The sequence below is a fragment of the Streptomyces sp. NPDC048696 genome (assembly GCF_043198895.1).
GTDB lineage: Bacteria > Actinomycetota > Actinomycetes > Streptomycetales > Streptomycetaceae > Streptomyces.
In genome coordinates this window covers 109,561-136,558 of sequence record NZ_JBICVJ010000018.1, presented here as the reverse complement: position 1 = coordinate 136,558, position 26,998 = coordinate 109,561, and the positions used below count along the sequence as shown (strand labels likewise).

At 70.4% G+C, this 26,998-nt stretch carries 23 protein-coding genes; 8 read left to right on the top strand and 15 right to left on the bottom strand.

The window, feature by feature from the left end; genetic code table 11:
- Positions 1 to 160: 160 nt before the first annotated feature.
- On the bottom strand, positions 161 to 616 hold the full coding sequence (locus ACGFRG_RS30795; RefSeq protein WP_361426050.1) for a carboxymuconolactone decarboxylase family protein: 456 nt from the start codon (positions 614 to 616) through the stop codon (positions 161 to 163).
- A 298-nt stretch (positions 617 to 914) separates the two neighbouring features.
- Positions 915 to 2,078 (bottom strand): ScyD/ScyE family protein, encoded by a 1,164-nt coding sequence (locus ACGFRG_RS30790; RefSeq protein ID WP_361426047.1) that lies wholly within the window; start codon positions 2,076 to 2,078, stop codon positions 915 to 917.
- 423 nt (positions 2,079 to 2,501) lie between these two features.
- Here ACGFRG_RS30790 and ACGFRG_RS30785 point away from each other — a divergent pair, with 423 nt between their 5' ends.
- Positions 2,502 to 3,584 carry a methyltransferase gene (locus ACGFRG_RS30785; RefSeq protein ID WP_361426044.1) on the top strand — a complete coding sequence of 361 codons (1,083 nt, stop codon included), beginning with the start codon at positions 2,502 to 2,504 and terminating at the stop codon, positions 3,582 to 3,584.
- Positions 3,585 to 3,669: 85 nt separating this feature from the next.
- Here ACGFRG_RS30785 and ACGFRG_RS30780 read toward each other — a convergent pair whose 3' ends face one another.
- The 10 genes from ACGFRG_RS30780 to ACGFRG_RS30735 form a co-directional block, all read right to left on the bottom strand.
- On the bottom strand, positions 3,670 to 5,058 hold the full coding sequence (locus ACGFRG_RS30780) for an alkaline phosphatase family protein (protein WP_393269187.1): 1,389 nt from the start codon (positions 5,056 to 5,058) through the stop codon (positions 3,670 to 3,672).
- Positions 5,055 to 6,224, bottom strand: coding sequence for a metabolite traffic protein EboE (gene eboE / locus ACGFRG_RS30775; RefSeq protein WP_393269184.1), 1,170 nt, complete (start codon positions 6,222 to 6,224; stop codon positions 5,055 to 5,057). The genes ACGFRG_RS30780 and eboE overlap by 4 nt, the downstream gene beginning before the upstream one ends.
- Before the next feature lie 4 nt (positions 6,225 to 6,228).
- Complete coding sequence (locus ACGFRG_RS30770; RefSeq protein WP_361426035.1) at positions 6,229 to 7,077, bottom strand: TatD family hydrolase; 849 nt, start codon at positions 7,075 to 7,077, stop codon at positions 6,229 to 6,231.
- 3 nt (positions 7,078 to 7,080) lie between these two features.
- On the bottom strand, positions 7,081 to 7,695 hold the full coding sequence (locus ACGFRG_RS30765) for an EboA domain-containing protein (RefSeq protein WP_393269180.1): 615 nt from the start codon (positions 7,693 to 7,695) through the stop codon (positions 7,081 to 7,083).
- A complete protein-coding gene (locus ACGFRG_RS30760; RefSeq protein WP_393269177.1) occupies positions 7,692 to 8,561 on the bottom strand; it encodes a sugar phosphate isomerase/epimerase family protein in 870 nt (289 codons plus the stop codon). The genes ACGFRG_RS30765 and ACGFRG_RS30760 overlap by 4 nt, the downstream gene beginning before the upstream one ends.
- Positions 8,558 to 9,451 carry an SCO3242 family prenyltransferase gene (locus ACGFRG_RS30755; RefSeq protein ID WP_393269173.1) on the bottom strand — a complete coding sequence of 298 codons (894 nt, stop codon included), beginning with the start codon at positions 9,449 to 9,451 and terminating at the stop codon, positions 8,558 to 8,560. The genes ACGFRG_RS30760 and ACGFRG_RS30755 overlap by 4 nt, the downstream gene beginning before the upstream one ends.
- Positions 9,448 to 10,590 (bottom strand): inositol-3-phosphate synthase, encoded by a 1,143-nt coding sequence (locus tag ACGFRG_RS30750; protein ID WP_393269192.1) that lies wholly within the window; start codon positions 10,588 to 10,590, stop codon positions 9,448 to 9,450. Before ACGFRG_RS30750 ends, ACGFRG_RS30755 begins: the two co-directional genes overlap by 4 nt.
- A gap of 208 nt (positions 10,591 to 10,798) precedes the next feature.
- Positions 10,799 to 11,854, bottom strand: a complete 1,056-nt coding sequence (locus tag ACGFRG_RS30745; protein WP_361426024.1) for a ParB/RepB/Spo0J family partition protein — start codon at positions 11,852 to 11,854, stop codon at positions 10,799 to 10,801.
- Positions 11,855 to 12,409: 555 nt separating this feature from the next.
- Positions 12,410 to 12,778 (bottom strand): antibiotic biosynthesis monooxygenase family protein, encoded by a 369-nt coding sequence (locus ACGFRG_RS30740; RefSeq protein WP_361426021.1) that lies wholly within the window; start codon positions 12,776 to 12,778, stop codon positions 12,410 to 12,412.
- Positions 12,779 to 12,836: 58 nt separating this feature from the next.
- Positions 12,837 to 14,339, bottom strand: coding sequence for an FAD-dependent monooxygenase (locus tag ACGFRG_RS30735; protein ID WP_361426018.1), 1,503 nt, complete (start codon positions 14,337 to 14,339; stop codon positions 12,837 to 12,839).
- A 493-nt stretch (positions 14,340 to 14,832) separates the two neighbouring features.
- On the opposite strand from ACGFRG_RS30735, the gene ACGFRG_RS30730 reads away from it, so the two are divergent.
- From ACGFRG_RS30730 to ACGFRG_RS30720, 3 genes are all read left to right on the top strand, one after another.
- The gene (locus ACGFRG_RS30730) at positions 14,833 to 15,288 is read left to right on the top strand and encodes a VOC family protein (RefSeq protein WP_361426015.1); all 456 of its coding nucleotides are present in this window, start codon (positions 14,833 to 14,835) and stop codon (positions 15,286 to 15,288) included.
- 189 nt (positions 15,289 to 15,477) lie between these two features.
- Positions 15,478 to 16,305, top strand: coding sequence for an NAD(P)H-binding protein (locus ACGFRG_RS30725; protein WP_361426012.1), 828 nt, complete (start codon positions 15,478 to 15,480; stop codon positions 16,303 to 16,305).
- A gap of 6 nt (positions 16,306 to 16,311) precedes the next feature.
- On the top strand, positions 16,312 to 17,076 hold the full coding sequence (locus ACGFRG_RS30720) for a gamma-glutamyl-gamma-aminobutyrate hydrolase family protein (protein WP_393269167.1): 765 nt from the start codon (positions 16,312 to 16,314) through the stop codon (positions 17,074 to 17,076).
- 120 nt (positions 17,077 to 17,196) lie between these two features.
- On the opposite strand, the gene ACGFRG_RS30715 is transcribed toward ACGFRG_RS30720, so the two are convergent.
- From ACGFRG_RS30715 to ACGFRG_RS30705, 3 genes are all read right to left on the bottom strand, one after another.
- Positions 17,197 to 18,063, bottom strand: a complete 867-nt coding sequence (locus tag ACGFRG_RS30715; protein WP_361426006.1) for a sigma-70 family RNA polymerase sigma factor — start codon at positions 18,061 to 18,063, stop codon at positions 17,197 to 17,199.
- A gap of 171 nt (positions 18,064 to 18,234) precedes the next feature.
- Entirely contained in the window at positions 18,235 to 18,999 is a 765-nt protein-coding gene (locus ACGFRG_RS30710) for an NAD(P)H-binding protein (protein ID WP_361426003.1), read from the bottom strand.
- 199 nt (positions 19,000 to 19,198) lie between these two features.
- Entirely contained in the window at positions 19,199 to 21,388 is a 2,190-nt protein-coding gene (locus ACGFRG_RS30705) for an MMPL family transporter (RefSeq protein ID WP_393269163.1), read from the bottom strand.
- A gap of 225 nt (positions 21,389 to 21,613) precedes the next feature.
- Between ACGFRG_RS30705 and ACGFRG_RS30700 the strand changes: the two genes are divergently transcribed.
- The 4 genes from ACGFRG_RS30700 (at position 21,614) to ACGFRG_RS30685 (ending at position 26,997) form a co-directional block, all read left to right on the top strand.
- On the top strand, positions 21,614 to 22,543 hold the full coding sequence (locus tag ACGFRG_RS30700) for a sigma-70 family RNA polymerase sigma factor (RefSeq protein WP_361425997.1): 930 nt from the start codon (positions 21,614 to 21,616) through the stop codon (positions 22,541 to 22,543).
- Between the two features lie 761 nt (positions 22,544 to 23,304).
- On the top strand, positions 23,305 to 23,658 hold the full coding sequence (locus ACGFRG_RS30695) for a 4Fe-4S dicluster-binding protein (protein WP_361425994.1): 354 nt from the start codon (positions 23,305 to 23,307) through the stop codon (positions 23,656 to 23,658).
- Positions 23,655 to 25,574 (top strand): hypothetical protein, encoded by a 1,920-nt coding sequence (locus ACGFRG_RS30690; protein WP_393269159.1) that lies wholly within the window; start codon positions 23,655 to 23,657, stop codon positions 25,572 to 25,574. Before ACGFRG_RS30695 ends, ACGFRG_RS30690 begins: the two co-directional genes overlap by 4 nt.
- 37 nt (positions 25,575 to 25,611) lie before the next feature.
- Complete coding sequence (locus ACGFRG_RS30685) at positions 25,612 to 26,997, top strand: amidase (RefSeq protein ID WP_393269156.1); 1,386 nt, start codon at positions 25,612 to 25,614, stop codon at positions 26,995 to 26,997.
- The last annotated feature ends 1 nt before the right edge of the window (position 26,998 follow it).

The following is a 26,998-nucleotide window of genomic DNA, read 5'->3' as shown; positions in this document are numbered from 1 at the left end:
TTCTCCCCTGCCCATAAACCCCCCCCCACCCACGCTCCAACGTGGGTGGCCCCCCCCCCCCCCCCCCCCGGGGGGGCGGGGGGGGGGGCCCCCCGGCGGGGGGGGCCGCCCCCCCCCCCCCCCCCGCCCGGTTCGACCGGCCGTCAGGCCCGGGCCGCACCTACCACTTCTGCCCGGCCTGCTGCTTCGTCGTGGCGTTCAGACGGTTGAACAGGTTGCTGACCGCGATGTGCAGCACCAGGGCGGCGAGCTCCTGCTCGTTGAAGTGCTTGGCCGCCTCGTTCCACACCGCGTCCGGGACCGGGTCCTCACGGTCGCTCAGCCGCGTGACGTGCTCGGTGAGGGCGAGGGCCGCGCGCTCGGAGTCGGTGTAGAAGGGGGTCTCGCGCCAGGCGCCGACCGAGAAGATCTTCTCGTCGCTCTCGCCCGCCTTGCGCGCCTGGCCGGACGACGACTCCACACAGGGGCTGCAGCCGTTGATCTGGCTCGCGCGCAGGTGGCTCAGGGCGAGCAGGCCCGCCGGGAGGCCACCCGCGTACGTGGCCTTGTGCAGACTCTGGATGGCCTGCATCGCGTCGGGGAGGACCATCGCCGGGTTCTGCATCCGTGCTTCCATGACTGCTCTCCTTCAGAGATCTAAGCGATCTTTCAGCGGTGACGCTGGCTTGATCCCATCGGTCGGGATCCCGCGTCACCCGTCTGACGGGTCCCGGCGCGAGAGTGTGACCGGAGGAGAGAAAGAAATTTCCGAGCGCTCTTCGGGCAGCCGGGAGCGATCTCCGGGCGGACCCGGAAACGATCTCCGGACGACACTTCCCGGCACGACGAAGCGGCCCCGCCGGGCTCGAAAGCCCGGCGGGGCCGCACGTCACACGTCGGCCGGGCCGTCGCGACGGCCCGGCCTCACACCCGTACTACTCGGTGATCTTGATCAGCTGACCCTCGGTGCCGACCGAGTTGTTGGTCACGTAGATCTCGTCGTCCGGGCCGACCGCGAGGCCGGTGGCCATCGACAGCTTGCCGTCGGTCGGGATCTCGGTGACCGCCTTGGTCTTGATGTCGATCCGGTTCAGCTTGCCCGGCAGCGGCGGGCCCTGCTGCTGGAAGCCGCCGGTCAGGGTCAGGGCGATCAGGTTGCCGTCGCTGTCCTGCGCCAGGTCGCTGACGGCGGTCAGGCCGCTGGCGAAGACCTCGGCGCGGTGGCCCGGCACGATCCGCCAGATGCGCGAGCCGCCCGGACGCAGACCGCCCATGTCGGCGACGTAGAAGGCGCCGTCCTGGCCCTTGAGGATGCCGCTGGGCACCGACTGGACCTTGACCGTGCCGTCGGCCGCGACCTTCGTGGTCTGCGGGACGAGCGAGTTGAGGGCCTGCTTCTCCTTGGCCGACGGAGCCGCGGCGGCACCGCCCGGCGCCGGGATCTCGTTGTCGGGGAAGATCGCCTCGGTGGTGGTCTTGCCGCCGAAGCCGATGCCGACCAGGTCGTTGCCGCCCGCGTCGGCCACCAGGAAGCCCCGGCCGTTGCGCGCGAAGCGCCACGGGTTGCTGTGGATCGAGGCCTCTTCCGGGTTCGGCGCGTGGCCGAGGATCCAGTCGGGGTCGAGCAGCGTCTCGTGCTTCGCCAGGTCGCCGACGACCCAGCCGCTCGCGGTCTGGAGCGTGCCGAGCTTGGCCGCGTCCTTGCCGAGCTTGTCACGGTCGTCCGTGCCGCCGCCGAAGCCGTTGAGCACGAGGTAGCCCGAGCCGTTGGCCTCGACGTCGTTGGGACCGGCGGCCGAGATCGGCTCGTACGGCTTGGTCGGGGCGACCGCCGAGGACGGCAGGCCGGTGACGACGCGACCCTGCTCCGAGCCCTTGACACGGTAGATGGAACCGGTGAGGCCGACGCACTTGGTGCCGGGCGCGCAGCCGGGCTTGCCCACGCCGGACTCGGCGACCAGGATCGTGCCGTCGTCCTGCACGGAGATGCCGCGCGGGTTGTTCAGCTTGCTCGCAATAACCTCGATGTTGGCAGTCGCGGTGGCCTTCGCCTCCTTCGGCGAGGCCTGTGCGGGACCCGGGACCAGCGTTGCCGTCAAGGTCCCCACGGCAGCCGCCGCCACGAAGGCCCCACTCCAAGACCTGCGTATTCTCGACATGTCTCTCCCTCATCATGGCGAGCCCCCGTCATTGGGAGCCGTCTCAACCGGGCGCCACGATAGACGCTTCCACCTCAACCGTCCCGTACTTATAGGCCAGTTGTAAGTGGGTGGCCGACTGCGGCTCCTCCGCAGTTGAACACTTGATTCGCACTCGGAATTCACTGGTGCGGATCCGGAGTCCGATCCGGTTTTGGATCTTCCGCACACAATCGGCCAACTCGGGGCCGGTTCTTGTGTGTCGAGTGGTTGTTCCACGCCGATGTACGGCTCTAGAGTCTGCCGGGCGACGCCCATAGTTTCCGGTATCCCCGGTAATTAAGACTCTTGATACCGCTGCGCAACCGCCCATGGAGGATACGCATGCCCCCCATTCCGCCCGCCCGAGTCGTCCGCATCGTCGAAGGTGTGCGCGCGCGGGTGCAACGGCTCGCCCAGTTGATGGTGCCCGCGCCGATCGCCGTGCTCGAACTGGCCCAGGGTGCCTGGGTGTCCCAGGCGATCTATGTGGCGGCCGAGCTGAAGATCGCCGACCAGCTCGCCGACGGCCCGCTGACCTCGGCCGAGATCGCCCGGCGGATCGAGGCCGACCCGGACGCCGTGCACCGGCTGCTGCGCGCGCTGGCCAGCTACAAGATATTCAGCGAGGAGAGCGACGGGCGCTTCAAGCTGACCCCGATGGCCAATGCGCTGCGCACCGGCACGCCCAACTCGATGCGCGACATGGCCCTGCTGACCGGTCACCCCGCGAGCTGGGAGGACTGGGGCGCGCTGATCCACACGGTGCGCACGGGGCAGCCGAGCCTTGAGAAGAACCGCGGCATGCACGCGTACGAGTATCTGGGCCAGAACCCGGAATTCGCCGAGATCTTCCTCAACGGCATGGGCACGCTCTCGAATATGGAGACCGAGCCCATTCTCGCCGCGTACGACTTCTCCAAGTACAAGACGCTGGTGGACGTCTTCGGCGGCCGTGGCGGTCTGCTGTCGGCGATCCTCAAGAAGACGCCCACCGCGCAGGGAATCCTCTTCGATTCCCGTGCGGACGAGCTCGGCGCCGACGCGTTTCTCACCGAAGAGGGCGTGGTCGACCGGGTCACGATCGACAAGGGCGATCTCTTCGGCCCGCTGCCCGCCGGCGCGGACGCCTATCTCCTCAAGCACATTCTCCACGAATGGCCCGAGCCGAAGGCGCTTGAGATCCTCAAGAACGCGCGTGAGGCAATCAGCCCCGACGGCCGTCTTCTCGTCATGGAATTCGTGCCGCCGGAGGGCAACAAGCCGCACCCGGCCAAACTGGTCGACCTGTGGCTCATGATCCTGGTCGGCGGCAAGGAGCGCACGGCGCGCCAGTACTCGGAGATCCTGCGCGCGACCGGCTTCGAGCTCGACCGCATCGTGCAGACGGCCGCCGGCGTCTCGATCGTCGAGGCCCGCCCGATCTGATCCGACGCCCTCCCCCTGCGCAGAAGCTCCTGGCGGAACGATTCCGCCAGGAGCTTCTTCATGTACGAGGGGTACGAGCGGCGTCCTACGCCAGGCCCGCAAGACCCAGCAGCAGCCCCTTCACCTCGGTCGCCTCGACCGCGTCCCCGACCGCGTCCGGCGTCGAGCACAGCAGGACCGGCCCGTCCTGCGGGTCGTCGGGCAGGCGGCCGTGGCTGCCCCGGATCGGCGAGGGGTCGAGCGGCACGACCGCCATCCGGTAGCGCATCCCGAGCTTCTTGCGGGCCAGCGCCTTGGCGGCCTTCACCTTCACATAGGGGTCGAGCGGGTCCATGAACAGCTCGACCGGGTCGTAGCCGGGCTTGCGGTGGATCTCGACGAGCTGCGCGAAGTCCGGGGCGCGCTCGTCGTCCAGCCAGTAGTAGTACGTGAACCAGGCGTCCGGCTCGGCGACCGCGACCAGTTCGCCCGAGCGCGGGTGGTCCAGGCCGAAGCTCTTCTTGCCGTCGTCGTCGAGGAGCTGGTCGATGCCCGCCAGGTCGGCGAGGGCTTCCCTGGTCGCCTCCAGGTCCTGGGGCCTGCGTACGTAGATGTGCGCGAGCTGGTGGTCGGCGACCGCGAACGCGCGCGAGGCCATCGGGTCCAGGTACTCCATGCCGTCCTGGGTGTGGACTTCGAGCAGTCCGGCGCGGCGCAGCGCCCGGTTGATGTCGACCGGGCGGCTGACCTTGGTGATCCCGTACTCGGAGAGCGCGACGACGGTGCGGCCGGCCGCCTGGGCGTCGTCCAGGAGCGGTGCCATCGCCGCGTCCAGGTCCGCCGCCGCCCGGTACGAGCGCGGGTCGTCCGGCCCGTAGCGCTGGAGGTCGTAGTCCAGATGCGGGAGGTAGCACAGCGCGAGGTCCGGGTCGCGGGTCGCCAGGATGTGGCGGGTCGCGTCGACGATCCACTGGGAGGAGACGATGTCGGCGGTCGGTCCCCAGAAGTTGAAGAGCGGGAACGTGCCGAACTTGTCGTGGAGTTCGTCGTGGAGCGCCGGCGGGCGGGTGTAGCAGTCGGGTTCCTTGCGGCCGTCCGCGTAGTAGACCGGGCGCGGGGTGACCGTGATGTCGGTGTCCGCGCCCATCGCGTACCACCAGCAGATGTTGGCGACGGTGTAGCCGGGGTGCGCGCGGCGGGCCGCGTCCCACAGCTTGTCGCCCTCGACCAGGCCGTTGTGCTGGCGCCACAGCAGGACCTCGCCGAGGTCGCGGAAGTACCACCCGTTGCCGACGATGCCGTGCTCGGCGGGGAGCGTGCCGGTCAGGAACGTGGACTGGGCGGCGCAGGTCACGGCGGGCAGCACGGTGCCGAGCCGCGCCTTCGAGCCCGACCGCGCGAGTTCCCTGAGACGGGGCATGTGGTCGAGCAGCCGGGGGGTGAGCCCGACGACGTCCAGGACCAGCAGAGGGGTCGGGGTGCGGTCGTCCGTCATGACAGTCCTTTGAGGCCGAGGTCGGTCAACAGGTCCCACGCCAGCGAGAGTTCGGCGGCGATGCCGTCGGCGAGCCGGTCCCGGTCACGCGGGCGCAGCCCGGCGGGCAGGGCCTGCCAGGTGTACGTCTCGACCTCCAGGTGATGGGTGTGCGCGACGGGTCCGCCGACAAGACCGGCCAGGGTCTCGCGCAGCACCGGCAGCGTGGAGGTCAGCGGCGCCTCGGGCGTCGCGTGCAGCGGTACGTGGAAGTGGGCGCGCCAGGGCGCGGTGTCCGGCAGGGCCGGGCCCGCCAGCGCCTCGTCGAGGTCGTCGGTGCCGAGCAGTTCGGCGCCGTTCCTCGTACGGGTCTGGTGCAGGAAGCGCGGTTCGGCGAACTCGGCCAGCGCGGAGCGCACTTCGGGGCTGCTGGGGTCCTCGGCGTGCAGCGCGGCCGACAGCTGCGCCTTGGGGATGGCGATCCCGGCCGTGTGCAGCGCCCGGAGCGCGGTCGCCGGGTCCTCGAAGGAGGTGGCGAGGTGGCAGGTGTCGACGCAGATCCCGATGCGCGGCGAGCCGATCGCGGTGAGCGGGGCGATGGCGTCGGCGGTGGTCTCCACCGTGCAGCCGGGCTCGGGCTCCAGAGCGATCCGGATGGATTTGCCGGTCTCCTCCTCCAGCGCGTCCAGGCGCCCGGCCAGCGCGCGCAGCGCGGAGTGCGCCGCCTGCTGCGCCGCCGTGTCGAAGCCGGTGCGCCAGGCGAGCGGCAGGGTGGAGATGGTGCCTTCGGTGACGTCGTCGGGGAGCAGCGCGGCGAGCAGCCGGGCCAGGTCGGCGGTGTGCTCCAGGCGTTCCGGATCGGTCCAGTCCGGCTTGTAGACGCGGTACTTGACCTCCTCGGCGCCGAACCCGTCGTACGGGAAGCCGTTGAGGGTGACGACCTCAAGGCCGCGCCCGTCGAGTTCGGCGCGCAGCCCGCGCAGCGCGGCCGCGTCGGCGCTCAGCTCCGCGGCCGCGCCCCGGGCCAGCCACAGGCCGATGCCGAGCCGGTCGGTGCCCAGGCGCCGGCGGACCGGCTCGCAGTGGTCGCGCAGCTGGGCGAGGACGCCGTCGAGGGTTTCGGCGGGGTGGACGTTGGTGCAGTACGCGAGGTGGACCGTGGAGCCGTCGGGGTGGCGCAGACGCATGAGCTCACTCTCCGCCGCGAAGGATGGAGTTGCCCTCGTGCAGGGCCTGCGGCGCCGTCACCGAGAGGTCGAGGCGGCCGCTGAGCCCGTAGAACGCCACGGGGTTGCGCCACAGCACCAGGTCCACCGCGTCCTCGTCGAACCCGGCCTTCAGCATGGCGTCGGCGACCTTGCGGGTCTTGAGCGGATCGCTCTTGCCCCAGTCCGCCGCCGAGTTGACCAGCACCTTCTCCGGGCCGTACTCGTCGAGGATCGCGACCATCCGGTCCTCGTCCATCTTGGTGTCCGGGTAGACCGAGAAGCCGAGCCAGGCACCGCTGTCCTTGGCCTCGCGCACCGTCGTCTCGTTCAGATGGTCGAGCAGCACCCGGTCGGTGGCGAGCGCCGACTCGCGTACGACGTCGAGGGTGCGGCGCAGACCGGTGAGCTTGTCGCGGTGCGGGGTGTGGACCATGGCGGGCAGACCGTGCTCGGCGGCGAGCTGGAGCTGAGCCGCGAGCGCGGTGTCCTCGGCCGGGGTCATCGAGTCGTAGCCGATCTCACCGACCGCGACGACGCCGTCCTTGACGAGGTAGCGCGGCAGCTCGTCGATGACCGGCGTGCAGCGCGGGTCGTTGGCCTCTTTGGGGTTGAGGGCGATGGTGCAGTGGTGGGCTATGCCGTACTGGGCCGCCCGGAACGGCTCCCAGCCGAGCAGCGCGTCGAAGTAGTCGAAGAAGCTCTCGGGCGAGGTGCGGGGCTGGCCCAGCCAGAACGCGGGCTCGACCACCGCGCGCACGCCCGCCGCGTACATGGCCTCGTAGTCGTCGGTGGTGCGGGACGTCATATGGATGTGCGGGTCGAAGATACGCATGGTTCAGTGCTCCTCGGCCCCGGTGAGGGCCAGTACATGGTGCAGGTCTTCGGGGACGGGGCGGCCGGCGGCGATACGTTCCCTCGCGTAGTCGCCGAGCATCCGGGCCAGCTCCGCATCGCCCTGGGCGCGTTCGGCGAGCGAGGCGACGGCGCGCACGGGCACGCCGGTGAACAGGCACTTCAGCACGGCGTGCCGCCAGGCGTGCGGGTCCAGGTGCGCCGCGGCGTAGGGGCCGACGGCCGCCGCCACCAGACGCGTGTCGTTGGCGCGCAGCGCGTCCTCGACGAGCGGCACCCCGGCCGCCGCGTCCAGGCCGAGCTCCGGCAGGGCGAGCAGCACCGCGCGGCGCTCGGCCGCGTTGCCCTGCTGGTAGATCCGGGTCGCGGTGGAGGCGTCCACCCGCGCGGTCCGCAGCAGCAGCACCCGGGCCTCGTCCACGGCGTCGGCGCCGAGCCGGCGTCCGGCCGAGGCGAACCGCAGCTCCCAGGGGGCGACGCCGTACCCCTTGGCGGGGCGGGTGGCGGTGTGCGCCGCCTCGTCCAGCGCCTCGTCGAGCCAGGCGCGGGCGGCGCCGCTCAGGCGGGCGTCGAGTTCCGCACGAGGTGTCACGGTCATGCTCCCTTCGCGGGCCGGGCAGCGGCGCCGGCGAGGACCGTCCGCAGGAACTCGATGGATCTGCGGGCCTGTTCGGGACCCGCGTGCGAGTGGCGGGGCAGCTCGACGACGGTCAGCCCCTGATAGCCGGTGGCGCCGAGCGCTTCCAGTACGGGCGGGAAGTCGATCTCCCCGTCGCCGAACGGCAGATGCTCGTGCACGCCGCGCCGCATGTCCTCGATCTGGACGTGCCGCAGCCAGGGCGCGACGGCGCGGACGCACTCCACCGGCGAGGCGGGCTCCAGGCACTGGCAGTGCCCGATGTCGAGCGTGAGCCCGAGCGGTTCCGGATCACCGAGCTGATCGCGCAGCCGGTGGAAGTCGGCGATCGTGGCGAGCAGATGGCCGGGCTCGGGCTCGATGGCGAGCGGGACCCCGGCCCGCTCGGCGGCTTCGAGCACCGGCGCCAGCGACTCGCCGAGCCGTTTCCACGCGGTGTCGTCGTCGGTGCCCTCGGGCGTGATGCCGCTGAAGCAGTGCACGGCGTGCGCGCCGAGGTCGGCGGCCACCCGCACGGCCGTCACCAGCAGTTCGCTGCGCCGGGCGCGCGCGTCCGGGTCCGCGTCCAGCAGTGTGGGCCCGTGCTTGCGCCGGGGGTCGAGCACGTAGCGGGCACCGGTCTCGACGGTCACGCCGAGCCCGAGTTCGCCGAGCCGCCGGGCCACCTTCGCCGTACGGGAGGCCAGTTCGGGGGCCATCGGGTCGAGGTGCATATGGTCGAGGGTCAGCCCGACGCCCTCGTATCCGAGGTCGGCGAGCAGGGACAGGGCGTCGTCGAGCCGGAGGTCGGTCAGCCCGTTGGTGCCGTAGCCGAGGCGGACGCTCATGTGGGGCTCACCTTCCGTGCGAGGGTGCGGGCGACGGGGACGAGCGCGACCAGGGCGGCCGCGCTGCGCACCGCGCCCGCACGGGCGGCGAGCGCCGCCTGGAGCGGAATCATCGCCCGGATGCCGCCGCCGACGGCACGCTGGGTGAGCGGGGGCGAGGGGTTGAGCACGGCGTGGAAGAGGGGCTTGGCGGCGGTGGCCGCATAGGTCGCGGCGAGCGCGCTCTGCGCGATGTCCCTCGGCCGGGTGGGAAGTTGGGGCGCTCCCGTGACACCACGGCGCCGACTGGTGAGCGCGCCCAGGGCCGCCGTGGAGGCCAGCGCCGCCATCGGCGCCCGGACCGAGCCGCCCTGGGTCTCGTGGCGCGAGACGGTGGTGACCGCGTAGGTGTGGGCGCCCAGGGCCGCGGCCGGCAGGAGGGCGGCCCGGGACGGCTCGCCCGAGGTAGCCGTCGCGCCGAGCAGCAGATCCAGGGAGCGCGCGGCGGCCATCGCGGCCGGGCCCGCCGGGGTGTGCTTCAGGCGCAGGTCGTACGCCCAGACCGTGCCCGCGAGCGCGGTGGCCACCGCACCCGCCGGGCGGCCCGCGCGATACGCCAGGGCCAGGCCCGCACCGGTCAGTCCGGCCGCCGCCGCCAGGGCCGCGCCCGGCTTGACACGGCCCGACGGGATCGGGCGGTGCGGGCGTTCACGCGCGTCCTCCTCGCGGTCGGCCCAGTCGTTGAGGGCCATTCCGGCCTCGTACAGACAGAGCGAGGCACCCATGGCGAGCGCGGTGCGCCGGTTCGGTCGCAGCCCGGCGGCCGCCGCCCCCGCGAGGGCGTCGCCGGGAACACTGAACAGGGCGGAGATCCGCAGGAGTTCGGCCCAGTCCCGCAGCACCGGCTTCACCGGGCCTCCCGCAGCCGGTCCGCGAACGCCAGCAGGGCCGCGTACTGCTCGGCGAGCGCGCCCGAGCCGCCGTCCGGGTCCTTGAAGTAGAAGCCCAACTCCGGTCGCGGACCGGTCAGTCGGATCTCATGGGCCCGGGCGGTGAGCCGGGCGAGGTCCAGGACGAGGGGGGCGGCGAGCGCCGAGTCGCAGCCCTGCCAGATGGTCTGGAGCACCATCTTGGAGCCGAGGAAGCCCTCGAAGACGATGTGGTCCCAGGCCGTCTTCCAGTCGCCGAGCGCGGGCACGTCGTCGATGTGCACCTCGCCCTCGGGGAGCGCTCCGAGGTTGTCCTCAAGGACCCGGTTCTTTCCGGCGTTCTTGGCGGCGGCGGCCGCCGGGTCCGCGAGCGAGGCGCCGTCCCCGCCGCCGAGCAGATTGCTGCCGGACCAGGCCCGTACGGCCAGCGCCCGCTGGTGGAACATCGGCGCGAGCACGGCCCGCAGCAGGGTCTGGCCGGTCTTGCCGTCCCGGCCCGCGTACGGCACGGCCGCCGCCTGGGCGAGCGCGGCGAGGTCCGGGTGGTGCACACCGGTCGACGGAGTGAAGTTCACATATGCGCATCCGGCACGCAGCGCTGCCGCCGCGTACAGCGAGGAGGCGGGCAGCCGGGTGGCGCCCTCGGCGGGCGCGGGCTCGGTCGAGGAGACATTGACGACGACGGTACGGGCCACGCCCGTGCGCTCGGCGAAGGAGGCGATGTCCGCGGCGAACGCGGCGATCAGCTCCTCGTCGTCACGAGTGTCGCCGGGCAGCGGTCCGCCCATGCGTATCTCCGCGTCGGCGGCGGCGAGTTCGGGGCGGACGGCGGCGGGCAGTCCGTGCGGCAGCACTCCCCCGTCGGCCAGTTCCTCGGCCCGCTTGGGCAGCGGACCACCGGCGACGTCATGGCCGCCGAAGACGAAGGATGCGAGGTCGGGCAGGCCGCTGTCGGTGAACGCGGGGGTCTCGGTGACCATGCCGGTGGCGGCCTTGAGCCCGGCGGCGACGGCGGCGCAGCCGGCGACGGCCGTGGTGGCGACGGAGCCCCGGGCTCCGATGAACCAGACCCCCGTCCTGGAGCCGTTCTCGCGGGTATCTGCGGAAGGGGACACGGGCAGCCTCCTGGTGACGTCAGCGCGTTGAAGCCTTTCCAACCTGACGGTAGTGGCGGCTGGTTGGGCAGCTGTGCATTCATATCGATGGACGGGCGCCGCAGTTGCACGGGTGAACGGCCGGAGTGCTGGTCGCGGCATACGCCCGCGACCAGCACTCCCCTGTCCGCCCCGGCTCACGGTGTTCGGTTGTGGCCGGTCCGCGCCCGGTGCGCTACTCGGCCCGCTGCTGGAGCTGCTCGGCGAGCGTCTGCCAGGCGGCGGCGCAGCTGCGCGCGAGGTCGGCGACCTCGGGCGCCCAGTGGCCGGGCAGACCGCGGCCCAGCGTCTCCATGCCCTCGCCGTCCACCGTGTAGTGGTGGAGCCAGCGCAGGGTGCGCCGACCCGCCTCGTTGAGCCGCAGCGACGGGTCCTCGCTCAGCTTGGCCAGCAGCTTCTGCCGGTCGACGGACACCTCCCGCCGCTCGCTGCGCGCGCTCACCGCGCGCTGCGTCTGGCGCGGCACCACGGGCGCGCCCGGCGCCGGGTTCTGGCCCGCCGCCGCACGGTAGCGGCCCGGCACGGGGTCCTCGCCCCGGTCGATGCGCTGCCGTACGTCCCGCACCGTGGCCGGCGAGAGGCCGGTGGCCCGGGCCACCTCGCGCAGCCCCGCGTTGGGCCGCTCGTGGATCATCGCGGCGGCCTGCTGGCGGCGGTATCCGCTGTCCAGCGGGCGCAGCCGGCCGTCCCGCCCGAGCCGCGCGTTCGACTGCGGAGCATCGGCGGAGGAGCGGGAACGGATGCGGGAGATGGTCTTGTCGGACAGGCCCACGGCGGCCGCGACGGCCCGGTCCGACCACTGCGGATGGGTCATGATGATGCGCGCCGCGGCGACCGAGCGGTCGGACCGCGACAGCGGCAGACCGTGGGTGACGTTGGCCTTCACCGCGAGGACGTACGCTGCGCCCTCGTCGCAGTCGACCATCCGGGCCTGGATCGTGGTGCGTCCGTTGAGCAGGGCGGCGCGCACTCGGTGGGTGCCGTCGATGACGCGCATCGACGGGCGGTGGACGGTGATGGGCGGCAACGAGTCGCCCGCTTCGGCGAGAACGCGCACGTGGTCCTCGTCCGCTCCGCCGAGACGGGGCGAGTCCTCGAAGACCAGGGAGTCGATGCGCACTTCACCGGCGGGATGCGACTCGATCCAGACCATGGAGGTCACGACCTCGTCCAGGTCGGCCGCGTGGAGTTTCAGTAAAGAGTCGTCTATTGATTGCTCGGCCAGACTCACTTTGCGCCCCCTCGCAATGAATCGGAACCGGAATCCACTTCCGGTGTGCGAAATGAAAGGCGACGGGGGAAGCCTTGTCAACCACCCTGCGGCAGACCGGATCGGCTCCGAATCCCCTGTGGGACAAGGGTGGTTCACACCTTTGACGACCGCCGTCGCGGCATGCCTGAGCGCCCCCGGAGCCGCGCTTTCCGCACAGCTGTACGGGGGCAAACATCGTTCGGTCAGAGTGGAAGTTCAGGTTCCGTCAAGTGCGGACAACCTTCTGTAGCGCGAGCGGTGAACCGTCGATGGAATCGGCGCGCAGGGTGGCCCCGGACGTCAGGGCCCGTCAGAAGTGCGGTTGGAATTTCACATTCCGCCCGGCTGATCGGCTTCGCACTCGTGATGCTCCTGCGGCGACCGCCCGGCCCGGGGGTAACCGCCGGTTTCCCACCGGGCCGAAGCCGGTCGGCCAACCAGGGCTGGATGACCTGAAGTTGGCTGGTTCTTTGGCCGAGAATTGACCCGGAACCTGTCACACCGGCTGTGACGGGTCCCGGGCCGTTCGCCGGATCAGGCGACGCAGATGCCGTCGACGGCGACCTTCTCGTACAGATGGGGAGAGACGGTGCAGCCCTCCGGGTAGCCCTCGCCCGTGGCGCGGAACCCGGGCCCCGCGTGGGCGGCCGCCAGATGGGCGGCGGACTCCCAGACGGCGACGTTCACCAGTACGCGGCTGCCGCCGACGCCCCGGTGCATCTGGGTGGAGATGAAGCCGGGCTGCTCGGTGAAGTATGCGGCGTCGCGCCGCCAGAGCGCCAGGAACTCCTCGGCCTTGCCCTCGGGCACGGTGAAGGTGTTGATGAGGACCACCGGGCCCGTCCGCTCCTGGAGTTGCTCCGTATAAGGAGTGGACTCGTCGACCTCCACGAACTCGATCACGAAAGCCTCCTCTGGTTCCGCTCGGCTGTACCGGACACCTCCAGGGTCCCCCTTCGGCTCAGCGGGGCGAGCCGAACCAGCGGATCAGCGCGTCGAGCAGTTCACCGCCGTCGGGCGCCGCCCAGGCGACGTGTCCGTCGGGGCGGAGCAGGACGGCGTCCGGCGTCGTCCCCTCGGCCGTGTCCGCCGGGACCCAGCCGTCCGGGACGATGTCCACCCGGTCCGACCAGCCGCCCTCGACGATGTCGATCCGGTCGGACCAGCCGGCCGCGAGCCGGGCCGCCTCGGTGCTGCCGTCCGCGGTGATGAGCACGCCGCGCGCCGGGTGGAGCAGCTCCGATACGCGCGTGGTCGAGCCGTCCGACAGCTTCAGCTCGCGGTCGGGCATCCGCAGCCCGAGCAGCGGGTGCCCGGTCGCGCCGCCCATGTCGTAGCGGATGCCGAGGCCGCTGACGTGTCCGGCCAGGCGCCGGGCGGCGTCGGGCGACTGCACCAGCTCGCGCATCACCTGCCGCATCGGCTCCATCTCGTCGCCGGTGAGATAGAGGGACGCCTGGGCGAGGGTGTTGCGCAGCAGCTTCTCGCCCACCGGGTGCCGCTCGGCGTGGTAGGTGTCGAGCAGACCCTCGGGGGCCCAGCCCTTGACGGTGGCGGCCAGCTTCCAGCCGAGGTTCACCGCGTCCTGGACGCCGACGCTCAGTCCCTGGGCCCCGGCCGGGATGTGGATGTGCGTGGAGTCGCCGGAGAGCAGGACCCGGCCGCGCCGGTACTCGGCCGCCTGACGGGTGGCGTTGGTGAACGCGCTCACCCACTTCGTCTCGGCGCCGTGCAGTGACTGCCCGGTGAGCTCCTGCCAGGAGTCGGCGATCTCGGTGAAGGTCAGCGTGCTGGTGTCCCGGGGCGTCAGCTTCGCCGGGTGGATGATGATCCGGGTCACCCCTTCCTCAAGCCGGATCGCCATCACCATCCCGCCCTCGACGCGTTCGCCGATCACCCTGGGCTTGATGTCGTCGCGGTCGACGACGTCGGCCACGTACATACCGCGCGTCGCCTCGCGGCCGGGGAACTCGATGCCGGCCAGTCTGCGCACGGCGGAGCGCCCGCCGTCACAGCCCACCAGATACTGGGCCGTGTGCTCCTGACGGCCGTCCGGGCCGTCGACCACCACCGTGATGTCGTCCGGACCTTCCCGGTAGTCGACCACCTCGTAGCCACGGCGTACGTCCGCGCCGAGCTCGGTGATCCAGGACTCCAGGATCTCCTCGATGCGGTACTGCGGCACGCCCCGGATGCCGAAGTGGTTGTCCTCCAGGGCCGTGAAGTCGATGCGCACGCCACCGAAGTGGCCCTCGTTGCCTATCTCGATGTCGCCGAAGCGGGCCAGCAGTCCCCGCTGGTGGAAGACCTCGGCGGCGCGCCGGGTGAAACCGACCCCGCGCGACTCGCCGCTCGGGGTGGCCCGCTGCTCGTAGACAACCACGTCGACACCGTTCAGCCGGAGCTCTCCGGCCAGCATCAGTCCTACCGGACCGGCCCCGGCAATGATCACGCCAGTACCCATTTTTCGCCCTCCTGGATCAGAAATGCGAGAGGTGATTCCGCGCTTCGGGAATCACCTCGCAACGCCTCGCGGCGCCGCTCAAACGGCCTTCTGGATCGGAAACGGAGCGTTGAATTCGATGGCGCCCGGCGGCGCTTGAACAGACCTTTCGGGCCGCCGAAGAAGTCTGCAACTCGACGATCAGAGGCGTCAAGGGGAATGCGCTCTGCGGTTTTCCGTGATCCTTTTCAAAGGCGTTTCTCCGATCCTTTTCTTGATCCTTCCCGAGGATTGCTTAGGCTGCCCTTTATTACGCGCCAGTAATAGGAATTGATCGTTCAATCATCCGAAAGATCCGCTTCCGGATAACCGATTCACCGGAGATCAACAATCGTCGATCTTGGAAATCCCGTCGCGCGACAGCGGTGATTCCGCGGTTGCCCTCTTGACTTCGTGATTTGCCTGTTGGAAGGCTGCTCCGCGCAGCACACCAGACTTAATAAGGAGACCCACGATGTCCTCCGCAGCCACGCAGAAGCTCACGGTTTTTCTGGCGTTCCCGAAGGACGCCGAGGACGCGGTGACGTTCTACACGTCGCTTTTCGACGACTCCGAGGTGATCAACACCATTCGTGCCCGCGCCGGTGAGCCGGGCTGGGTCGAGGGGACCTTGCAGCACGCGGTCTTCACGCTCGCCGGACAGCAGTTCATGTGCATCAACATCCCGCCGGACGGAGCCCGCGGTTCCGACCACGCCCCGTGGGACACGTACTCCTTCTCGCCCGCCATGGCGGTGTACGTGCAGTGCGACAACGACGAGGAGTTCGACCGGGTCTTCGAGGGCCTCTCCGAGAAGGGTGAGGTGATCATGCCGGTCGGCACCTACGGCTTCAGCGCCAAGTTCGCCTGGGTCAACGACCGCTTCGGGGTCTCCTGGCGTATCAACCTTTCCGAGAGCAAGGTCAAGTAACACCAGTCCCACAGCACCGGATCCCACCGCACCAGATCCCACAGCACCACCGTCGGCCATGAGGTGACACCGCCTCATGGCCGACGTGTACCCACGGCACCGCTGGCCGCCGCCAGGGTCCTGGCGTCACGTATCGCGTTACCTTCGCAAAGATCAATTGGACATCCCCCCTTGACCACGGGAGAGCACATGATCTTGGTAACCGGCGCGTCCGGAAACGTCGGCAGGAACATCGTCGATGAACTGCTCACAGCGGGTGAGCGGGTGCGGGCCATCGCCCGCGACCCCTCGAAGTGCGATCTGCCGGGGGAAGCCGAGGTCGTACCCGCCGACCTCAGCCGGCCCGAGACCCTTCAGCGCGCGCTGCGCGGGGTCGAACGCCTCTATCTCTGGCCCGCGTTCGGGGAACTCCAGGGAGCGGTCGACGCGGCCGTGCGGGCAGGGGTGCAACATGTCGTCCTGCTGTCCTCGGAAGCCGTCACCTATGCTGCCGGAGAGCCGCATATCGCGTGCGAGAAGGCAGTCGCCGAGTCGGGAATGTCCTGGACGTTCCTGCGTCCCAGTGCGTTCATGTCCAACGATCTCCTCTGGATACCCCAGATCGCCAAGGACGGGGTGGTGCACGGCGTGTACGGAAGTTCCGCGATGGTCCCGATCCATGAACGCGACATCGCGGCCGTCGCCGTGAAGTCACTGCTCTCGGCGAAATCCGGAGCAATCCACTCCATCACCGGACCCCAGTCGCTGAGCCAGGTGGAAAGGGTGCGCATGCTCGGTGCGGCGCTCGGTATCGAGACCCGCTTCCAAGAGGTGCCCCGCGAACGCGTCCGCGCGCAAATGGTGCTGTACATACCCGGGTCCGTGGCCGACCAGGTCCTGGACATGAAGGCATCGCTGCAAGGCGTCGTCGGACAACCGCTTCCCACCGTCGAGACCGTCGTCGGACGGCCGCCCTACACGTACGCCGAGTGGATCGCCCACCACGAGGCGGAGTTCCGCCCCGTACTCCAGCTCTGACACTTTGTGAGGTGCACAGTGCATTCCGCCGTCAATGAGACCTTGAGCTCGCTGGACCGCACACGCCGGCCGATCATCGGGATCACCGCCGTCGTGACCCAGATCAAATTCGCGATCTTCGAGATGGACGCGACGTTCGTACCCCAGACGTTCGTCCAGAAGGTCGCCGACGCCGGCTGCATACCGGTACTCCTGGCACCGCAGCCCGGGGTCGAGCAGACCGTCGGCGGTCTGGACGGTCTGCTGCTGCTCGCGGGTCCCGATGCCGACCCCGCGCTGTACGGGCAGGAGAAGCACGAGAAGACCGGCTGGAACGACAAGGTGCGCGACACGGCCGAACTCGCCCTGGTCGAGGCCGCGTTGGAGGCCGATCTGCCCACGCTCGGCATCTGCCGGGGCGAGCAGCTGATCAACATTCTGCGCGGCGGCACGCTCCAGCAGCATCTGCCGGACATCGTCGGCCACGACAACCACTCGCCGGGCGGAAAGGAGTACGGGCAGCAGAAGGTGCGCCTGGAGCCGGGCAGCCATCTCGCCAAGTTCCTGGCCAAGGACGTCGTGCCGTGCCACCACCACCAGGTCATCGACCAGGTCGGTGAGGGTCTGACGGTGACGGCGTGGTCCGAGGACGGCACGGTCGAGGCCATCGAGGTGAACGACCACCCGTTCGCGGTCGGTGTGCAGTGGCACGCCGAGGAGTCCGACGACGACAGCCCGTTCGTGGCGCTCGCCGAGGCGGCCCGCCAGCGGATGTCGGTCCGCGCCCGCTGACCCCGAAGTCCCTCGGGGAACGGCGACTTCAGAACCGCTCAAGAAACGACGGAGGCGCAGCCCGGCCCGATGGCCGCGCTGCGCCTCTTCGTGTTGGCTGGTCGGGTGACCGCGTCCGGTTCAGCCCTCCAGCACCGTGACGTCCATCTTCGACAGTTGGTCGGGGTCGGCGAGCATGTCGATGGCGATGACCTGGCCGTCCACGACGATGAAGTCGAAGACGACGCGCACGCTGCCGTTCGGCGCCCAGACCAGGCCCGGGGCCCCGTCCACCAGTGCGAGCTGGGCGACCTGGGCCCGGCCCGAGAAGGTCTTCGCGACGGCCTGCGCACCGAGCGCTCCGCTCGCGCCCATCGCCAGGGCCGCGCCGTCGACGCGTACCACGACCTCCGGGTCGAGCAGCGCGAGCAGATCGTCGAAGCGGCCGCCGCGCGAGGCGGCGAGGAACGCGTCGACGATCTGGCGCTGGCGGCCCCGGTCGGCGGCCGGGGCCTCGGCGCCCTGGACGCGGCGGCGCGCCCGGCTCGCCAGCTGCCGGGTCGCGATGGTGGAGCGTCCGACGACGGGGGCGATGTCGTCGAACGGCACCGCGAACATGTCGTGCAGCACGAACGCGAGCCGCTCCGCCGGGGAGAGCGTGTCGAGCACGACGAGCAGGGCCGGGCCGACCGCGTCGACCAGGACCGCTTCCTGTTCGGGGTCGGCGCTCTCATGGGCGGCGGGGGCGGGCGGCGGGCGCTCGCCGAGCAGGTCCTCGCGGCGCGACTCGCGGGCCCGCAGCATGTCCAGGCAGACGCGCCCGACGACCGTCGTCAGCCAGCCGCCCAGGTTCTCGACGGCGCTGACGTCCGAGCGGCTGAGCCGGAACCAGGACTCCTGTACGGCGTCCTCGGCCTCGCTCAGCGAGCCCAGCATCCGGTAGGCGACCGCCCGCAGATGGGTGCGGTGCTCCTCGAAGCGCTCAGCCAGCCGTTCACTGTCGTCCATCGGTCACATTCCTCCACCGGGTCCGTCATCGCCGTGAAGCGAAACCCAGCCTATGGGACAAGTCACATCAAGCTCAGAATCTTGGATGTTCGGTATCCAGTTCGGGCAATTCACAGGAAAGCTGCGGTCCCCGTCCGTCCCGGACGCCCCCCGGCGCCCGGGACGGAACGGTCAGCCGAGCTTGGCGGCCAGGAACTCCTCCCAGGTCACCCGGGCCGTGGCGTACTCGCCCGCGGCCCCCTTCGGGAGCAGCCCGCCGGCGCGGATCCTCCCGATGCCCGGCATCCACACCGGCAGCACGGGCGCGCCCTTGTGGATGGCCTTGAGGTAGGCGCGGATCATCTCGACCGCGTCGGTGGCCCGCGGTCCCACCAGGTCGGGCACCCGCCCGGCCGGCTTGTCCACCGCCAGCTCGGCGAGCCGGACCGCCACCTCCTGCGGGTCGATCGGCTGCACCCGGAACCCGGCGGGCACCGGCACCAGCGGCAGCTTCTTCGCCTTCTGGGCCCCGTTGAGGATGAAGTCGTAGAACTGGGTGACCCGCAGCATCGACCACGGCACCCCGGACTCCTTGATCACCTGCTCGGACTCCAGCTTCGACTTGAAGTAGCCGAAGGTGACGTCGTCGACGCCGACGATCGAGATGTAGACGAGGTGCGGGACGTCGGCCTGCTCCGCCGCCCGGACCAGGTTGCGGGTGGCGTCGGCGTCGCCCTTCTTGTCACTGGCGCAGTGGACGATCGCCGAGACGCCCTCCACGGCCGGGCCGATGCCCTCGTTCTTGGCCAGGTCACCGGTGGCGTAGGTGAGACCGTCGGCGGCCGGGTGGCTCTTCCTGCTGAGCACCCGCACGTCCCTGCCGGCGTCCCGCAGCCGCGCGACGACCAGTCGTCCCAGCGTGCCCGTGCCGCCGGTCACCAGGATGGGCGACGTCATGGCTCTCCTCCTCCGTTGAAGTGTCGCCACACTGACGAGCCGGCCCGCAGATGTGTGACGGCCGGTTCCGGACGGTCCCGAAAACGTCTTGTGGACCGGTCCGCAGGACGACCACGGGCGCACCGCTCCCGGACGGAAGCGGTGCGCCCGTGATCAAGGACCGTACGTACGCGCCGGTGCGGACGGCGTACGTACGGACTCAGCCCAGACGGGCCGATTCGGGGCTGAGCGGGACCTGGATGTCCGCCTCGTCGCGCTCCGGGTGGCCGGGGCGCCAGAACCGCGGGCCGATCTCCAGGGCGAGCGCCGGGATCAGCAGGCTGCGGACGATGAACGTGTCGAGCAGGATGCCGACCGCGACGAGCAGGCCCTGCTGGAGCGAGGCCACCGTCGGGATCGCCGCCAGCACGCTGAAGGTCGCCGCCAGCACGAGTCCCGCCGAGGTGATCACGCCGCCGGTGACGGTGAGGCTGGTGAGCACACCGCCGCGGTGGCCGCGTTTGCCGACCTCCTCCCGGGCCCGGGTCATCAGGAAGATGGTGTAGTCGACACCGAGGGCGACCAGGAACAGGAAGCCGAAGAGCAGCAGTCCGCGGTCGATCCTCGGGTAGCCGACGGCGTGGAAGAGCAGCGCCGCCGTGCCCACGGCCGCCGTGTACGAGAGCACCACGGACAGCAGCAGGACGATCGGTGCCACCAGCGCCCGCAGCAGGATGATCAGCATGATCAGCACCACCGCGAGGATGAGCGGGATCAGTACCTTCTCCTCCTTGCCCTGGGCGTCGGAGGTGTCGAGCGCGACCGCGCTCTGGCCGCCGACCACCGCGTCCCTGGCCTCGCCCGAGCCCTTGTCGAGCGCGGTGCGCATCCGGTCGACGGTGGACCGGGCGGCCTGGGTGTCGGGCGCGTCCTTCAGTACCGCCTCGATGTGGGTGTAGCCGTTCTTCGCCGCGACGGGAGTGGCCAGGCTGACGCCGGGGACGTTGTGGAGCACGGCGAGCGCACTCTGCGTGCCGGCGTCCTTGACGTACACATCGGCGGGCGCCGACGAGCCGGCCGGGAAGTGCTTCGACATCAGCTCCTGACCGGAGACCGAGTCCACCGTCTTGGTGAACTGCTCGGCCTGGGTCTGCCCGGTCGACAGGGACATCGCCCCGAACGCGAGGGCCGCGAGGACCAGCACCGTGCCGATCCAGATCGGACGCGGCGAGCGGCCCACGAAGCCGGAGATCTTCGCCCAGAAGCCGTGCTCCTTCTCGGCGCTGGTGTGGTCGAACTCGTGCGAGAAGCGCGGGATGAACGGCCAGAACGCCCAACGGCCGAGGATGACCAGGAAGGCGGGCAGCAGCGAGGCCATCGCCAGATAGACGACCACGACACCGATGGCCACCACCGGGCCCAGGCCCCGGGTGGAGTTCATGGAGCCGAACACCAGGCAGATGGTGGCGATGCCGACGGTCGCCGCCGAGGCGGTGATCGCGGGCAGGCAGCGGCGCAGCGCGTACACCATCGCCTCGTGCCGGTCCTCGTGGCGGTGCAGCTCTTCTCGATAGCGGGCGATGAGCAGCAGCGCGTAGTCGGTGCCGACGCCCAGCACCAACACCGTCAGTACATAGGCACTTTGGCCGTTGACCGTGAGGCCCGCGTGCTTGGCGAGCAGATAGACCACGGCGCTGGCGACCTGGCTGGCCAGACCCACCGAGAGCAGCGGGATCAGCCACAGGATCGGGCTGCGGTAGGTGAAGAGCAGGAAGAGGGCGACAAGTCCGAGGGTGGCGCCGAGCAGGGCGCCGTCCATGCCGGAGTAGACATCGATGAAGTCGGCGATGTTGCCGGCCTGGCCCGCGATCTTGACTTCGAGACCGTCCGGCGCGTTCTTCTGCGCGGCCTTGCGCAGGTCCTTGACGCCGTCGCCCAGGACGCTGTTGTCGGCCTTGTCTGACTTGACGGGCACGCTGAGGAACGCGGCCTTCTTGTCACCGGAGACCGTGACCGAGGGGACGTCGCCCGCCGCGATCTTGTTGGCCACGAACGCGCTGCGGTCGCTGTCCACCTTCGCCAGGTCAGCGGCGGTCAGGCCGCTTTCGCGGGCGTAGACGACGACGGCGCCGATGCGTCCCTTGTCCTGGAAGTAGTCCTCGGCGATCTTCACCGCCTTGGTCGACTGCGCGTTCTTCGGCAACCACGTCTGCGCTTCGTTGTTCTGTACGTCACCGAGCTTGGTCGCCAGAGATCCGCCCACGGCGATGAGCAGGACCCAGAGCACGAGTACGGCCCACTTGGAGCGGTGGCCCGCGACGGCCTTCGCGTAGCGGTGGGTGAACGTGGACGGTGCTGGGGGCGGCGGCTCCTCGGTGGCCTGCCCAGGTGATGGAGGATGCGTCGTCATGACTGCTCGCTAAGGGTTGGGAGTCCTGCGCTCAGGGCTCGGTCGAACTCGGTCTGTTCGAGGGGCCTCCCCTGTACGACCCGATCGCCTCGACTCGATCGGGGTACCTCTTCCTGTCACATGAGCTGGGTTTTGTTCGTCACTGCTATGACGGAACGTGGCCAGAGGGTGTGACCGTGACGCGTTCGTCACTCACTGACGGAGCGCGACGGAGGAATGTGACCGATGGACGACGGCGAATGGCTGGCGCGGCGTTTCGAGGAGAACCGCCCGCATCTGCGGGCCGTGGCGTACCGCATGCTGGGGACGCTGAACGAGGCCGACGAAGCCGTCGAGGAAGCCTGGTTAAGGATCACCGAGGGCGGCGACCCGGCACAGGACGAGGGTGTCCGGGGGCTGCCCGCCTGGCTGATGACGGTGGTCGCCAATGTCTCCCTGGACCGGCTGCGCTCGCGCAGAACGGTTTCCGCCGAGCCCAGGGCGCCCCGGGTACCGGCCGCGCGCCGGGCGCCGGACGATCTGGCCGACCCGGTCCCGGCCGAACTGGCCGCCAAACTCGCCTCGATGGGCCCCGCGCACGAGGAGGTGCTGGCGGACTCGGTGGGCCTCGCCCTCCTTGTCGTCCTGGAGACGCTGGACCCGGCCGAGCGGATGGCGTTCGTCCTGCACGATCTGTTCGGCCTCCCCTATGACGAGGTGGCGCCGATCGTGGGGACCGGCGCCGAGGAGGCGTGCGAGCTGGCCGACCGGGCCCGGGCGCGGGTGCGGCGGGTCGATCCGCTGCCGGACGACGGTACGACGCGGCTGCGCCGGATCGTCGACGCGTTCCTGACCGCCTCGCGCGGCGGCGACTTCGCCACCCTGACCGCGCTGCTCGCCCCGGACGTGGTGCTCCGCGCCGACCCGGAGGCGGTGGCGGTGGGGGCGCCGACGGAGGTGCGGGGCGCGGGCTCGGTGGCGGACGCGTTCTCGGGGCGCGCCAAGTACGCCAAGCTGGCGCTGGTCGACGGCGTCGTCGGGGCGGTGTGGGCGCCGCGCGGGCGGCCGAGGGTCGTCTTCGGGTTCACCGTCGTGGACGAGAAGATCACCGGGATCGACATGCGGGCCGCGCCCGAGCGGCTGGACCGGCTCGATCTGACGATCCTGAACGACTGAGGGCCGGCCGCCGAGCGGCCCGCGTGTGCCCCCTTCCGCGCCATGACTCCCCCAGTCCCCCTCATGAACTGGGCTTACGGCGACGGAACTTGAGGTGACGCGTCCCCAACACCAGTGCGCCGCCGGGTATTTGGCCCGGCGGCGCACTGCTGCTGTTCCCGCACAATGGATTCCCTTTCCCCCGGCCATAACGCGGATATCTCCGTTTAGGGAGCATTCACCGCGTGCGATATACACGCGTATCCGATGACGGACACAACACCAGTAAAACGGTAGGGTGACTCCAGTGGGTTTCCGTGCACGGAGTTGACAAACCGGAGTGCACCCGGTCGCGGTGTTCGACTGCGTGAGTTCCGCGGTTGCACGGCCGCCGTTCGCGTATACCGTCGCCCGACGGGGCCCGCCCCGGTCCGGCCCGCAGGGGCGAAGCCGAAGCCCGGATCACCCAATCGCAGCAGGTCAGAGCGGGTCTCAACGAAACCGACACGGATCCCCCGCGCCGTCTTGTGACGGACGTCGGCGCGGTGACTTGAGCATATTGCGTCCCCTTGCGGAACGGTGGATTATCAGAAGCCCGCGGGTTCAAGATTCCCTCTAGCAGGAATCCACCGCAGCCATGAAATCCGCGTCTGCACACCGCTCGTCCGCCGTTCCCATGGAGCGGGGCCGCGTGTAATTCTGGCCGTCGTCGCCGCACTGCGGCGCAGTTATTAATGCTCTCTTACCGTGGCACGAGCGAAACAGGACAAGAGGGGGGCCGAATGCCCACGAACACTTCGGACGACTCGCTGGACGAGACAGTGGAAGGCTCGGTGTCCGGGCGCGACAAGCTGATCGCCGAGCGGACCCGCAGCGAAACGTGGAAGAAGCCGCCACGCCGTATCGAGCGCGCGGAGTGCATCACCTGCGACACCTGCCTGCGTGCCTGCCCGCCCGAGTTCAACGCGATCTTCGACAACGGACTCGACGTCGTCATCATCCCCGAACTGTGCTCCGGCTGCCCCAAGTGCGTCCTGGAGTGCCCGGTCGACTGCATCTACGTCGACGAGGACTGGACGCCCACGACCGACGAGATGTGGAAGCACATCGGGCTTACCGCTGAGGGTGTGTCATGACAAGTTCCGCCGAGCGCAACGGCACCTCCCGCCGGGCCATCAACGCCAAAAAGCGGCAGAGCCGCCGGCCGAGCCGCCAGGGCGCGGTGGCCGGGGCCACGCCGAAGCCGGACCGCCTCAAAGACGAGGAGGCCGGTTTCCCCACTCTGCTCAAGCGCGCCTGGGAGCGCGCGACCGCGGCCCCGGACCTGCGCGGCGCGGTGAACGCCCTGCTCACCCTGGACGGCCACGTCCCCGCCGAGGTCCAGCTGCGCGCCCTGCGCACCGCCGACGAGGCCGCGCTCAAGGTGCTCTGCGGCATCTCGTGGCGCGAGGAGAACCTGCCGACGCCCGTGCGCGACGTCAAGGAGCGCCCCGCGTTCCTCGGCGAGCTGGGCCTGACCACGACCGGCCGCATCGTCGTCCGCGTGCCCTCGCAGGGGCCGTTGGAGGACGAGGAGAAGCTGGTCGAGGGCGTCATGAGCGTGCCGTGGTCGGCGCAGGACCTGCTCGACTACGAGAGCGAGGTCGACCGCGCGGCCGCCCGCTTCGCCGACCAGGTCGTCGACTGCCGCCAGTGGCTGGCGGCGCTCGGCACCCAGGCCCGTGACGAACTCCTGGAGATGCTGCGGGAGTCCGCGCTGCGGACCGCCCCCTTCGTGCTGCACCAGGAGGGGAAGCTCTACACCAACTTCCGCGAGACCAACAACGTCATCGGCAAGACGCTGTGGGCGGGCCACCCCAACGAGACGTTCAGCCGTCTGATGGGCGTCTCCATGGAGCAGTGGTCGGACCACGACGCGGTGATGGTCGTCTGCCTCACGCTGCTGGTGCGCTCCGCGGGCGCCGGGCGCATCGAGGAGGCCAACGGCACCCAGCTGACGCTGGATCACATCGCGTACATGCTGGAGCGCACCCGCGGCAACTACAACGCGGTCCCCGGCGGGGAGCTCGTCCCGCCCGCTCCCACGCACCGCGTCGAGGCGCTGAACGCCCTCGCCGTGGCGCTGCGCGAGCGCCGGATGGGCCATGTCATCCCCAACGCCCAGCTCTACCGCGAGATCCACGGCGCGCTGATGCACAAGATCGAGCGCCTGGCCGGTCCGTACGGGGAGAAGTCGCAGCAGCGCGAGGCGGAGCTCGCCGCCCTGCTGAGCGAGCGTCTCCCGGTCACCGGCGCCACCTTCGCCGAGCTCCGCGCGAGCCTGGCCGCGTCCCCCTCCTGGCTCGCCCGGCCGTACGGCGAGTTCGGTACCGGACTTGAGGCCCTGGTGTACGAGACGGTGGCCGGGGCGACGGAGGTCTTCGAGGCCGACTTCGCCATGAGCCGGGGCATGCGTTCGATCCCCGAACTGATGCGCGCCCTGCGGGAGCAGAGCTACGCCGAGATCACCAAGTGGGACATCACCGACTTCTTCTGCTGCGTGGTGCCCGCCCCGTCGGCCAAGCGCCACTACGAGGACTCGGTGCTGCAACTGGCCGACAACGCCTGGGCGATGTCGTCCCGCATGCAGTACAACTCCTGGCACTTCATCGCCGGGAACCTGCCCAAGGTGCCCGCCGTGGTGGAGCGCGACCACTTCATCCCGCCGACCATCCCCGACGTCGCCTTCTACTCCGACCAGCACCACCACGGCCATGTGGCGTCGAAGGTGCGGTTCAGCATCCGCAGCCCGCAGTCGGTCGAGGTGCTGGGCCAGAGGTTCAACGGGTTCATGGACCTGCGTCTGCTGCGCTGCGACGGCACCCCGTTCGACGAGTCCGACCTGCTCGCCGCGCACCGCACCTCGGGGTTCATCGCCGGCGCCATGAGCGCCGCCGCCGCGCTGGTGGCCGCGGGCGAGGAGATCGAGGTCACCGCCTTCGACTCCGAGTGGCACCTCAAGTCGGTCCAGGCCGCGGCGGCGCGCGCCAAGCAGCCGCAGCAGGTCTCGTGACCGGCGGCCCACCCCGTTCTGACGAGGAGCTGCTCCGTTGACCTCAGCGTCCATTGGCGACATACGCGACCTCCTCGCCCGGGGAGAGCTGTCCGCCGCCGACCATGTGCAGTCGGTCCTCACCGCGATCCAGAAGACCGACATCGAGCTCGGCGCCTTCGTCTCGGTCGCGGGCGACGAGGCCGTGCGGGAGGCCGAACTGGCCGACGCCCGGATCCGCGAGGAGGGCCCGGCCGTCTTCGACCGGCAGCCGCTGCTCGGGATCACGGTCTCGGTGAAGGACCTCATCCAGACCGGGGACCTGCCCACTGCCCGTGGGTCCCTCCTGGAGAACCGGCGGCCCCGGGCCGACGCGCCCTCGGTCGCGCGGCTGCGGGCCGCCGGGGCCATCGTCATCGGCAAGACCACGACGTCGGAGTACGGGTGGAGCGCCTCCACGGTGAGCCGGGTGGCCCCGCCCACCCGTAACCCGTGGGATCTGGAACTCTCCGCCGGCGGCTCCAGCGGCGGCGCCGCGGCCGCGGTCGCGGCGGGGCTCGGCTCGGGGGCGCTCGGCACCGACGGCGCGGGCTCGATCCGTATCCCGTCGGCGTTCTGCGGTGTGGTCGGCTACAAGCCGTCGTTCGCCAAGGTGCCGTATGTTCCCGCCTGCGCCGACCGGCTCTCCCACCAGGGGCCGATCGCGCGCACCGTGCCGGACGTCATCGAGCTCGCCTCGGTGATCACCGGCGGGCATCCGCAGGACCCGGACTCGATGCTCGGCGTGCATGAACTGCCCCGCCAGCGGCGGCGGTTGCGCATCGGCTGGATCGAGTTCCCGGGCACCTCGCCGGAGGTCCGCCGGGTCAGCGAGCAGGGTCTGGACGCGCTCGCCGCGCAGGGGCACCGCGTCGAGCGGATCGAGGTGCCGTTCCGCGACCCGTATCCGGCGCTCGTCGACATCCTCGCCGCGAGCGACGCGGCGGGCACCTCGCCCGCCGACGAGGAGTGGTGCGACCCGGGCCGCCTCGCGATCGTGCGGCACGGCCGCACGCTCAGCGCGGCCACCGTGATGCGGGCCGAGGAGGTGCGTCTGGGGCTGCGCACCACACTGCACCAGATCTTCGACCGGTACGACCTGCTCGCGATGGCCACCGTGCCCATCGAGCCGATCGATCCCCACGCGATCGGCCCTGACTGGGCCAGCCGTCCGGAGGACCTGCTCTGGCTGGCGTGGACACCCGCCGCGTATCCCTTCAATATGACTGGCCAGCCGGCCGTTTCGCTCCCGGCCGGACTCACCCGCGCCGGTCTCCCGGTGGGGCTCCAACTCGTGGGCCCCTTCGGCGCGGACGATCTGGTCCTGTCCGCCGCACGCCGTCTGGAGGCGGACCTCGGGCCGCTGCCGGCCGCACCGGACCGAGTAACCGAAAGGATCCTGTAAC

Excerpts from the sequence above, each read along its gene's own strand:
- ACGFRG_RS30690 (WP_393269159.1), top strand. The coding sequence starts at position 23,655 with ATGACAAGTTCCGCCGAGCGCAACGGCACCTCCCGCCGGGCCATCAAC.
- ACGFRG_RS30770 (WP_361426035.1), bottom strand. The coding sequence starts at position 7,077 with ATGCGTATCTTCGACCCGCACATCCATATGACGTCCCGCACCACCGAC.
- ACGFRG_RS30700 (WP_361425997.1), top strand. The coding sequence starts at position 21,614 with ATGGACGACGGCGAATGGCTGGCGCGGCGTTTCGAGGAGAACCGCCCG.
- ACGFRG_RS30730 (WP_361426015.1), top strand. The coding sequence starts at position 14,833 with ATGTCCTCCGCAGCCACGCAGAAGCTCACGGTTTTTCTGGCGTTCCCG.
- ACGFRG_RS30780 (WP_393269187.1), bottom strand. The coding sequence starts at position 5,058 with ATGACGGACGACCGCACCCCGACCCCTCTGCTGGTCCTGGACGTCGTC.
- ACGFRG_RS30710 (WP_361426003.1), bottom strand. The coding sequence starts at position 18,999 with ATGACGTCGCCCATCCTGGTGACCGGCGGCACGGGCACGCTGGGACGA.
- ACGFRG_RS30795 (WP_361426050.1), bottom strand. The coding sequence starts at position 616 with ATGGAAGCACGGATGCAGAACCCGGCGATGGTCCTCCCCGACGCGATG.
- ACGFRG_RS30735 (WP_361426018.1), bottom strand. The coding sequence starts at position 14,339 with ATGGGTACTGGCGTGATCATTGCCGGGGCCGGTCCGGTAGGACTGATG.
- ACGFRG_RS30765 (WP_393269180.1), bottom strand. The coding sequence starts at position 7,695 with ATGACCGTGACACCTCGTGCGGAACTCGACGCCCGCCTGAGCGGCGCC.
- ACGFRG_RS30715 (WP_361426006.1), bottom strand. The coding sequence starts at position 18,063 with ATGGACGACAGTGAACGGCTGGCTGAGCGCTTCGAGGAGCACCGCACC.
- ACGFRG_RS30760 (WP_393269177.1), bottom strand. The coding sequence starts at position 8,561 with ATGAGCGTCCGCCTCGGCTACGGCACCAACGGGCTGACCGACCTCCGG.
- ACGFRG_RS30785 (WP_361426044.1), top strand. The coding sequence starts at position 2,502 with ATGCCCCCCATTCCGCCCGCCCGAGTCGTCCGCATCGTCGAAGGTGTG.
- ACGFRG_RS30725 (WP_361426012.1), top strand. The coding sequence starts at position 15,478 with ATGATCTTGGTAACCGGCGCGTCCGGAAACGTCGGCAGGAACATCGTC.
- ACGFRG_RS30695 (WP_361425994.1), top strand. The coding sequence starts at position 23,305 with ATGCCCACGAACACTTCGGACGACTCGCTGGACGAGACAGTGGAAGGC.
- ACGFRG_RS30705 (WP_393269163.1), bottom strand. The coding sequence starts at position 21,388 with ATGACGACGCATCCTCCATCACCTGGGCAGGCCACCGAGGAGCCGCCG.
- eboE (WP_393269184.1), bottom strand. The coding sequence starts at position 6,224 with ATGCGTCTGCGCCACCCCGACGGCTCCACGGTCCACCTCGCGTACTGC.